Here is an 8,733-nt window from a genome sequence, read left to right as displayed (position 1 = left end):
TGTCAGAGACCATGCCTTCGATAGCGGCCATTCTGACCGGGCCTGACTTCTTCTCGTCGTCTGCCATTTATGCCACCCCGTGTCCCATAAGAAGGAGTCCGACAATCACAAACGAGACGATGAGACCGATCATCAGACCCTCTACTTTACCTCCATAGACACCAGCCGCAAACCGGTCATGGTATCCGATGTCGGTGACGAGCATCTGGATGGTCTTCATCCGGGCATGAATGAGTGCAACTTCGGCAGACATCGGACGAACTTCTGCTCCTTCCGCATCGCCGCTTGCGCCACCTTCTTCTTTGATCTCAACGATCATTGCCTCGGCATCGAATGCGCCTGGATCCTTTGCTTTCAGTTCATTGATTTTTGCTGAAATGACGCCGATATCTTCTGCTTCCATGATATCGATCATCTCAACCTGATCCTGGAACCGCTTGATATTGTCAGCGGAGAGGTTCTCAATGAACGGAATAGCGCCTTTGGATCCGACGATCTTACCGCCGGTAATACCACCCTGGTGCAGAGCGATAAGACTCTGTCCGGAGAGGTGACCCTTGACTTCAGTACCACAGGTGAGTACGTATCTGATATTCGGGTTTGAGATGATGTTTGCAATAACCTTCTCAAGCCCAAGATTCTCGGTCTTACAGGATCCGGCAATTGCCGCTCCTGCCTTGCAGATCGCCTCTTCATCAAGGTGTGAACCCATGGTCACGACTGCAACCGGGCTCTGGGGATCTCCGGTATGGAAGTCACCCTGAACAATCGGCCAGCCACTGGCCGGTGATTTTTTGTTTGCCATCTATATCACCTCACTTCATTAAGGCCAGTACGATGACACCTGCCAGCAGAAGTCCGACTGCAAGTCCATACCACATGGTGGTGATGGCTCCTGCATATACGAGTGACTTCTCACGGTTCGGGAATGACTCAAGGAAGTTACCTTCTCCAGAGAGCATTCCTACGATATCATCAGCAGTCTTGTCTAATTTGTCAACCTGAGCAATGATGGGTGATAACGACTCACCCTGCTGAGTGACAAAACCTGCGAATACATCACATCCGAGACCAAACTCGGGAAGTACTGGAATCCAGGTCATTACTCGTCACCTCCGACCTCAATGATCGGCTTTGAGTCAAGCCATGCATAGGCATCACGCTTGGAGAGGTCTATGTAGGTCTTGTAACAGTAGAACCAGGCGATCAGTGAGATGAGCAGGTTTACGACCCCTGCTAATAATCCGACGAACACAAATGAGATCACAGCAACGGCGATCATAGAGAGGAACCCACAGGAGAGTGCCAGCATGAGGGTCCGGTCCTGTGATTCATTTGGTCCGAGACAGGCGTTGAACGGGTGCTGCAGGGCAAGTGCACCGAGGAAGAAGATAACTGCGAGTGCTGCTCCCCCGATTAATGAGTTCCCATACTGTGGAATTGCAGTGACAAGGAACTGCTGTGCCCCACCTGCTGCGGTTCCAGCGCTGGAGACTGAAAGGGACATACTCCCGACAATCAGGTCCTTGAACTGGAATGAACCGGTAGCCATAGACGCAAACCCGAGCATCGTCAGTGCACCGACGACGGCCAGTTCCATCAGGGACATGACCATCACCGGGATGTTCATGTTGATGATGTTGTTTGCGGTGTATCCGATGACTGCTCCGAGAATTGCTGCCAGAATTAAGGTAACAATTGGAGATGCCATACCGAACTTGGTACCGACGATCATGGCGATTGCGCCGGAACCGAATGCGATCATACCTGCAGAAGGAACACCAGTTCCAAGACCGTAACTGCAGAGATGCTTGATTGTATCAGAACCCCACCAGAGTGCGGCGACTGCTGCGATTCCTCCGAAGAAGGAGAAGATTGCAACACCGGTGAGCACATTGAGGTAGGTGAGGTAAGTGCCGACAACAGCGACGATGAGTCCATAGGCCATCAGCGTGTTGTGAGGCATTTTGCCTGCAGAGGCTTCCATTTTTACTGTCATGTTATCCTCTTCACATCCCGATGTTCATGACCAGCATCAGCGAGATAAGGCCACAGAATGCAGATGCAACGGCACAACCGATGATTGCACGGGGAACCCGCTTGAATTTGGGGTCGTGTGGTCCTTCGATGGTACCGGTGATGTTGTATGCTGCGAGCACTGCGTTTACCAGGAAGAATCCAATTGCAAAGATCCCTGCAAGGGAGATTGCGAGTGGCTGGATTGCAGTTGCCTGTGCTTCCATCATGGTTGCAAGGCCGGTGCTGTAAGCGTTCAGGAGTTCGATGTAGATGATCGTTCCACCAAGACCGGCAATGAGTCCACCGATTACACCACCAACAAAGGAGATGAATGGCAGACCGTGTCCTTCAGTACCCTGGGATTTGTATTCAGGGAAGGTGTCACCGGTGATTGGATCTTTTGCGACCTTTCCTGATGCTGCAGGAATACCCATCGCAAAGACGTAGGTTGCATTCACCATCAGACAGGTGATTGCCATCATCAGGCCACCACCAACTGCTCCACCGATGATGGAGATAAGGAAGTCACCTGTTGTCTCGTATGCCCATGCACCGCCAAAGAGACCGGCAAGACCGGCACCTGCTGCAAGCATGGCCACACCAGTTGCAATACCTGGTGCCTGTCCCATTGCTGCCGGTGCTCCACCGACCGGGACGAAGTGAACACCGAATGCAATCAGGGCGCCACCGATGATGATCCCAATCAGGGGCACAATCAGGGATGCACCGAGTACAGCGGTGATACCAATGGAAACCAGGATGATGACAATACCGACGATCGTTCCCGTCAAATTGATACCGTCGCCACCCGCGGCCTTTCCTCCGAGTGCACTCATGATGAAGTCTCCTCTGGTTCAGTGTATGGTCCGTAGGTCTTACGTCCCCAAACCTCAATCCACCGGTCGATGAAGGTGAAGATCAGAATAAGAACGATTCCTGCGATGACTGCTCCCCATCCGGCGATTGACTTCTCAAAGAGAACAGTACGCCAGAGTTCGAGGAACACAATCAGACCAAAACAGATCCCTGATGCCGGACCGGCGAACTTGGTGGTAAACCAGCCGTTGTCAAGGGATGACCGCTGACCTGCCTCTGCATACCGGACGATGTTTCCAGATGCAGAGATTGGAACACCGGCACCGAACTTCTGGTTCTGGTACTGGCGTTCTTTTCCGTAGAACGGGTTTCCTGATGCTGAACCTGCTGCACCGAGCGCTATACCCCAGATAAGTCCGAGGAGCGGAAGTGCGAACGGGTGGTGCAGCGCTGCCGACATCAGGTAACACACTGCGGTGGTACAAAATATCGCGACAAACGCATGAGCCATCGTCACCGAAGTCAAAGACTTGAGGATGTCGATATAGACCGGCTGCTTGAACTTGGCCAGACTTGCGGTACGTCCTAGATATCCTGAAGTACAGTAGATACCCTGAATAAACACCGCAACTATAGAACCAAGAATAATAGCAAGAGCCGGGTTGTAGTTAAGCTGCAAGAAAGCCCAGGCCACTCCAGCCCCAATGGCACACCAAAGCCCGTATGCTGGTGGCTCACCGGAGACTGCCTTGTTGAAGATGCGGTGGATATATCCCATCTGCGGAGCGAGCTGAACCTGTGAGTTCGGGTCACCCTGTGATCCGATATCAGATTCAGTATCTTCCGCAGCACCGGCAACTGTGGCAAGAGCTCCCGCCAATGCAGTAATACCAATGCCTAATACAATCTCTTCCATGTAAACCTATCTCCTGCGTAACTCTGATCAGACACAAGAGTACTCACTATGCAATACCACACACATAGAGCGTTACAATACCGTTGTGGTAATTGATTAGTTGGTCAGTATTTAGTTAAAGGTTTCGAAATTATGTCCCGTTATAAAGAGAACCGGTCACAAATTTGAAAACGGGGCAAATTATGAAGAATTTCGGAACACGCGATTTGTGCTAACTCAAAAAAAGTGGTTTTGCGAACAAAATTTTTTGTTCAGATTTTTTTCACCTGGAAAAAGAGGGTAAGAATTCTGGAATCATTTCGATGATTATTTATAGCAGAATTGATCCGGGTAATATTCTCCTGCAATTTTGTATGCAAGTTTCCGGAACCTGTTTCAGGAGCGGGTCGGCAATAGCGCGTTACAATATCGACAATCCCCGATAGTGCCGGTCATTGATTACGCGTCTTCATTTCCAGATCCTCATGGAGTGCCTGAGCAGACGGATACCGCTCTGTGGGATCAGATGCAAGGCACCGGTGGATTATGGCGAGGGTTGCACCACCTCCTGGCTGGAGAAAAACAGGTTCAGTGCCTGATGGTATTTTGGCTTTGCCGGTAATGAGTTCTGCCAGTACCATTCCTATCTGCCAGATATCGGTTGCAGGAGTACATTCGGCAGTGCTCCGGGACTGTTCAGGGGCAGCATACCGGGGGGAATAACCTGATACTGCCCATCGTGACGAACCTGATCGGGAAAGTCCCCAGTCGGTGAGTTTTGGCACCCCATCACGGGTGAGCAGTATATTTGTTGGTTTGATATCACAATGGACAATGCCCCGTTCATGTGCGTACATAAGGGCGGAGACAAGTTCAGTAATAAGTTGTACTGCCTGAGTTACCGGAACCGGTTTTTCAAGAGTTGCGAGTGAACCCGGAAGATATTCCATCTCCATGTATGGGACCGGAAGGACATTTACCGAGAAGACCGGGACAATGTTGGGATGATTCAGTTCCTTCCAGATACTGATCTCCTGGAGAAATGACATCCCGGTCTGCTCATCATTGTGAATCGGTACTTTTACCACGACGGGAACTCCGTCTGTGATCCGTTCTGCATACCATATCGAACCAACGCCACCTTCTGCAAGTATCCGGGCATGTATATACCGGTTTTCGGGAAGAGGGATTGAAAGGTTTTTTTCAGAATTTCCTAGTGGGAGATACTGATTGCCAACCGTTACCTCCTTTTTCACGAGGTATATACCGAGAAGCAGGGAGATGACAAGGGCGGTACTAATGAGTTCGGGGCCAGGGTATGCCGTCTGATACAAATTTATAGACTGGCGGGAGAAGAGGATGAGACTGAGAGTCATGGTACTGACAATTGCCATGCTGATTCCCCCATAATGACCGATCTGTCCGGGGATACGATGACGGAACATCATGACACCATGGAGCATGATAAGTACTAGAAAAAGGACAACGAACGAAGATTGGGGGATACCCATCCCTCCTGCAAATCGGTGCCGCTGCTGTACAGATAGCAATAAAATGAGAACCAGAAGATAATTTGCAATCAGGATCAGGTGCAGTATCCTGATAGGTATCGATTCAGAGGCCGGATGGCTATTGGGAACCGGAGTGCTGGTGAGAATCGTGGTTTTCATGATGCGAACAGGTTTCAGGATTTTCCAGCCTGGAAGAGAAGACCTGCACCCAGGGGGCCGGGAGAGAGTTCAATCAGATCTCCATCCATGAGGGGTGTTGGTTCATGTGATACAGGGGTGCCATTTACCGTCGTCCCTCCCTTACTGCTTCCTTCGGTGATCGTCCACTGTCCTCCACGCTTGCGAATCCATGCATGGGGACGGGATACCCGGCTGACCGAACGATACTCCTCAGGGATGAGGAGTGCAGGTTCAGGAGAATTCCCGTCCCACCCTTCTTCACTCCGTCCAATCCGATAGGATTCTTTGCTCATATCATATGATAATCCCCTGTCCGGTCTGCTCGTTATCGTCAATCTTGAACCTGATGTGGGTAGAATATCCTGGAGCCCTGCTCTCGCAGATTTGAGTCGTTCTGATAGTCCTGATACATTTTTTCCGGCAACAGAAGAGAACAATACCAGACTGGTGATCGTATGATCGAGTCCTCCGGGGACGAGAGTATAATAAAAGACCGGTTGCCCCTGATTTGCCGGTTCATCTGATACTCCAATCTCCTTTCTGATCAGTCCAAGAGAAAGGAGACGGGTCAGATGTTTTTTGGTATTTTCATAACTGGTCTCAATCTCATGTGATATCTGCCTGACCGTCCGGGATCTGGTTCCGATATACGAGAGGATATGGAGACGAACCGGACTGGCCAGTACGTCGAGGTATTCTGAGAGATCTGATATGAACTCAGGATCTGATCCGGTAAGGATTGTCCGCCCGTCAGTAGATTCGTGACTATCAGAACTCATGGCGGTTCATCTCTCTTGTTCATTGGTGTGCCTTGGATATCAATGCCTGCCCCCTTATACCCACATGAACAGGGGGTTCGATCACATTTCAGGTAAATCTCTGATGCTAGGTCAGATGAATGATTATTCACCCTCCCAGTGGCAAATGGATATTCACATTCTTTTTCTACCTTTGGACAAAATACTCTCTGTGGATCCCCTCATTGCCTTTGGTATCACCATTGCTCTCATCACCATCGTGAGTATCTGGTACCGGATATCTCCGTTTTTTACCCTGATCGGTGGGGCACTCCTGTTTGGGCTCCTCTCAGGGATGTCACCCGATGAAACGATACAGGGGATTATCGCAGGGCTCGGCAAGGTTTTTTCAGCATTTGGTATCATCATCCTCTGTGGAGCAGTCATTGCCAAACTCCTACAGGAGCAGCACCAGACCGAAGAGATCGTTGCTGATATCAGACGATACGTGAAAAACCTCCCGGTGATTGCAGGGCTTGCCGGATATCTGTTATCAATTCCGATCACCTGCTGTATCACTGCATATATTATGCTGAATCCGATACTCAATTCTCTTGAAAAAGACATTGCGAAGCGCAACGTGCTCTTGTATCTTGCTGCAGTAGGGGGTATCATATCCTATGCTCTCGTGTATCCGACACCCGTTGTCATTCCCCTCTATGATGCGTTTTCTGGCGGAATGAGCCCGCTCCTCTTTGATGCGATATCTATCCCGCTTTCGCTTCTTGTACTTGGAGGAGTTCTTCTGTACTTCAGATTCGTGCATCCGGATGTCACCATTCCGGTACAAACTCCTTCAGCCACGTCAGATCAGGAAGGTATCGTAACCGGAACTATGGGGGTTCAGAGGATTCACTGGCGGGCATGGTCCCCTTTTATCGCGATACTGGTTTCCATTCCCATTGGTCTTCAGTTCCTCCAGTTATCCCAAACGAGTATGATCAACTTCATCATGCTCGTCGGTGCAGGTACCACAATCGCCCTTGCACCTTCGTCAGTCCGGGCATTGGGTCTGTCACAGGGGGCGAAACATGCCGGTCTTATCATCTTTGACATCTGTGGGGCAGGGGCACTTGGTTTTGTGATTGTAAAAAGCGGGTTTGCGCAATTAGCCCTCGACCAACTCACCCTGCTGATCCCCATGATATTCGTCCCGTTCCTCCTTGCAGCATTGATAGAGACGGCTCAGGGATCACGGGTTGTTACTGCGGTGATTACAGCCCAGATTCTCGCAGGTTCAGCCGTTGTCAGTACCATCCATCCGATCCCCCTGATTCTTCTCATCAGTGCCGGTTCTTGCATGGTGTCCTATGTAACCGATCCCTTCTTCTGGCTTGTCCAGCGAACGACCGGAGACGAGATCAGAACCGTGGTGAAAGAGTACACGCTGCCAGTCGCACTCGCGGGTGTTGGGATTTTTCTGGTTGCTTTCGTTATGGAATATCTGGTCTATTGAAAAATTCAAGGGTTGGATACTCTGATGGTCAGAAAGATGGGAAGTTATAGTCCCAGATATTCAAGTGCATAGAGGAAACCGGTCATCAGCACCACCATTACGATCACGATTATCGATGCCGGGATACCAAGCAGTTCAGGTATGGTCTCTGCCGGGAAGACTCCCCGGTCCATAAATTTTTCATTGATAATCGGGAAGAAATGAGCGAAAAGTCCTGTCCCGATCAACATCCCGACTGCTCCACCAAAGAGGGTATCCATCTGACCGGTTCCAATGGCAGCAGCCAGAGTGCCAGGGCAAAATCCCAGGATTGCAAACCCGATACCGAAGATACATCCCCCTAGTATGGTGGATCCAACTGATCCTTTAATTGGGTGAAATTCTACCCACCCCAGATATTTCATGATATTCAGGAGGATCATGGCGATAATCACCGCTGAAAGCATCAGTTTCAGGACGGTGAAATCGGTGAGTAGCAACTGGCCGATGATAACATCATATGATGCGACGTTCCCCTTCTGAAGGAAGAAACCAAAGCCGATACCCAGAATCAGGCCAATACCCAGTTGTGCAGGCTGATTTTTATGAAGTTTTTCAAACATTGGTTCCTCCTAGATTGCAAACAACAGCAGAGCGGAAACGATTCCCACCGCAAACATACAGGCAATGGCAACGAAACTTGCCAGTGAGAGTTGGGGGATTCCACACATTCCATGACTGCTTGGGCACCCCCAGCACCATCGTGCTCCAAGACCTACCAGGATACCCCCGATGATTGCAGTAATGATTCGGAGTGGAGGACTATCCCCGAATTTCCCTGCGAATGCTGAAGGAATCCAACTGATATGAAACGTTCCTGATAACAAGGTGCTTAACAGGCCTCCGATAATAATGCCCAGGACCAGCATCCATTGCCATTCAATCTGCAAGGGAAACATCTGAAAGTAGGGTTTTTCAGATACCAGTTTTCGTCCCCGAAACAGGCTTTCAATCATCCCGGCAATACCGGTGAACGTAGTCCCGGTTCCGAGTGGTTTGCCGGAAAGGAGGATTGCAAGG

At 50.1% G+C, this 8,733-nt stretch carries 10 protein-coding genes; 1 reads left to right on the top strand and 9 read right to left on the bottom strand.

What is annotated here, in order from left to right; translation table 11 throughout:
* Window positions 1-67 precede the first annotated feature (67 nt).
* The 7 genes from mtrA to LUQ50_RS05090 all read right to left on the bottom strand — a co-directional run bounded on the left by mtrA (window position 68) and on the right by LUQ50_RS05090 (window position 6,200).
* Complete coding sequence (gene mtrA / locus LUQ50_RS05120) at window positions 68-805, bottom strand: tetrahydromethanopterin S-methyltransferase subunit A (RefSeq protein ID WP_300037162.1); 738 nt, start codon at window positions 803-805, stop codon at window positions 68-70.
* A gap of 10 nt (window positions 806-815) precedes the next feature.
* Window positions 816-1,103, bottom strand: coding sequence for a tetrahydromethanopterin S-methyltransferase subunit MtrB (gene mtrB, locus LUQ50_RS05115; protein ID WP_300037159.1), 288 nt, complete (start codon window positions 1,101-1,103; stop codon window positions 816-818).
* Complete coding sequence (gene mtrC, locus LUQ50_RS05110; RefSeq protein ID WP_300037156.1) at window positions 1,103-1,999, bottom strand: tetrahydromethanopterin S-methyltransferase subunit MtrC; 897 nt, start codon at window positions 1,997-1,999, stop codon at window positions 1,103-1,105. The genes mtrB and mtrC overlap by 1 nt, the downstream gene beginning before the upstream one ends.
* A 10-nt stretch (window positions 2,000-2,009) precedes the next feature.
* The gene (mtrD, locus tag LUQ50_RS05105; protein ID WP_300037153.1) at window positions 2,010-2,855 is read right to left on the bottom strand and encodes a tetrahydromethanopterin S-methyltransferase subunit D; all 846 of its coding nucleotides are present in this window, start codon (window positions 2,853-2,855) and stop codon (window positions 2,010-2,012) included.
* Window positions 2,852-3,751 (bottom strand): tetrahydromethanopterin S-methyltransferase subunit E, encoded by a 900-nt coding sequence (gene mtrE, locus LUQ50_RS05100; RefSeq protein WP_300037150.1) that lies wholly within the window; start codon window positions 3,749-3,751, stop codon window positions 2,852-2,854. Before mtrE ends, mtrD begins: the two co-directional genes overlap by 4 nt.
* 431 nt (window positions 3,752-4,182) lie before the next feature.
* Window positions 4,183-5,400, bottom strand: a complete 1,218-nt coding sequence (locus tag LUQ50_RS05095; protein WP_300037147.1) for a serine/threonine-protein kinase — start codon at window positions 5,398-5,400, stop codon at window positions 4,183-4,185.
* Between the two features lie 14 nt (window positions 5,401-5,414).
* Window positions 5,415-6,200: an FHA domain-containing protein gene (locus LUQ50_RS05090; RefSeq protein ID WP_300037144.1), complete on the bottom strand. Its 786-nt coding sequence runs from the start codon at window positions 6,198-6,200 to the stop codon at window positions 5,415-5,417.
* Between the two features lie 172 nt (window positions 6,201-6,372).
* Here LUQ50_RS05090 and LUQ50_RS05085 point away from each other — a divergent pair, with 172 nt between their 5' ends.
* Complete coding sequence (locus tag LUQ50_RS05085) at window positions 6,373-7,674, top strand: GntP family permease (protein ID WP_300037141.1); 1,302 nt, start codon at window positions 6,373-6,375, stop codon at window positions 7,672-7,674.
* A gap of 44 nt (window positions 7,675-7,718) precedes the next feature.
* Here LUQ50_RS05085 and LUQ50_RS05080 read toward each other — a convergent pair whose 3' ends face one another.
* Window positions 7,719-8,276 (bottom strand): YeeE/YedE thiosulfate transporter family protein, encoded by a 558-nt coding sequence (locus LUQ50_RS05080; RefSeq protein ID WP_300037138.1) that lies wholly within the window; start codon window positions 8,274-8,276, stop codon window positions 7,719-7,721.
* A 9-nt stretch (window positions 8,277-8,285) separates the two neighbouring features.
* On the bottom strand, window positions 8,286-8,733 hold a 448-nt coding region (locus LUQ50_RS05075; RefSeq protein ID WP_300037135.1), incomplete at its 5' end, for a YeeE/YedE thiosulfate transporter family protein.

The organism is Methanospirillum sp. (genome assembly GCF_028679455.1).
Classification (GTDB): domain Archaea; phylum Halobacteriota; class Methanomicrobia; order Methanomicrobiales; family Methanospirillaceae; genus Methanospirillum.
Note: the sequence above shows the minus strand (reverse complement) of the source record. Positions and strands in the feature narration are given on the sequence as shown.

Excerpts from the sequence above, each read along its gene's own strand:
- mtrD (WP_300037153.1), bottom strand. The coding sequence starts at position 2,855 with ATGAGTGCACTCGGAGGAAAGGCCGCGGGTGGCGACGGTATCAATTTG.
- mtrA (WP_300037162.1), bottom strand. The coding sequence starts at position 805 with ATGGCAAACAAAAAATCACCGGCCAGTGGCTGGCCGATTGTTCAGGGT.
- LUQ50_RS05090 (WP_300037144.1), bottom strand. The coding sequence starts at position 6,200 with ATGAGTTCTGATAGTCACGAATCTACTGACGGGCGGACAATCCTTACC.
- LUQ50_RS05080 (WP_300037138.1), bottom strand. The coding sequence starts at position 8,276 with ATGTTTGAAAAACTTCATAAAAATCAGCCTGCACAACTGGGTATTGGC.
- mtrB (WP_300037159.1), bottom strand. The coding sequence starts at position 1,103 with ATGACCTGGATTCCAGTACTTCCCGAGTTTGGTCTCGGATGTGATGTA.
- mtrC (WP_300037156.1), bottom strand. The coding sequence starts at position 1,999 with ATGACAGTAAAAATGGAAGCCTCTGCAGGCAAAATGCCTCACAACACG.
- mtrE (WP_300037150.1), bottom strand. The coding sequence starts at position 3,751 with ATGGAAGAGATTGTATTAGGCATTGGTATTACTGCATTGGCGGGAGCT.
- LUQ50_RS05095 (WP_300037147.1), bottom strand. The coding sequence starts at position 5,400 with ATGAAAACCACGATTCTCACCAGCACTCCGGTTCCCAATAGCCATCCG.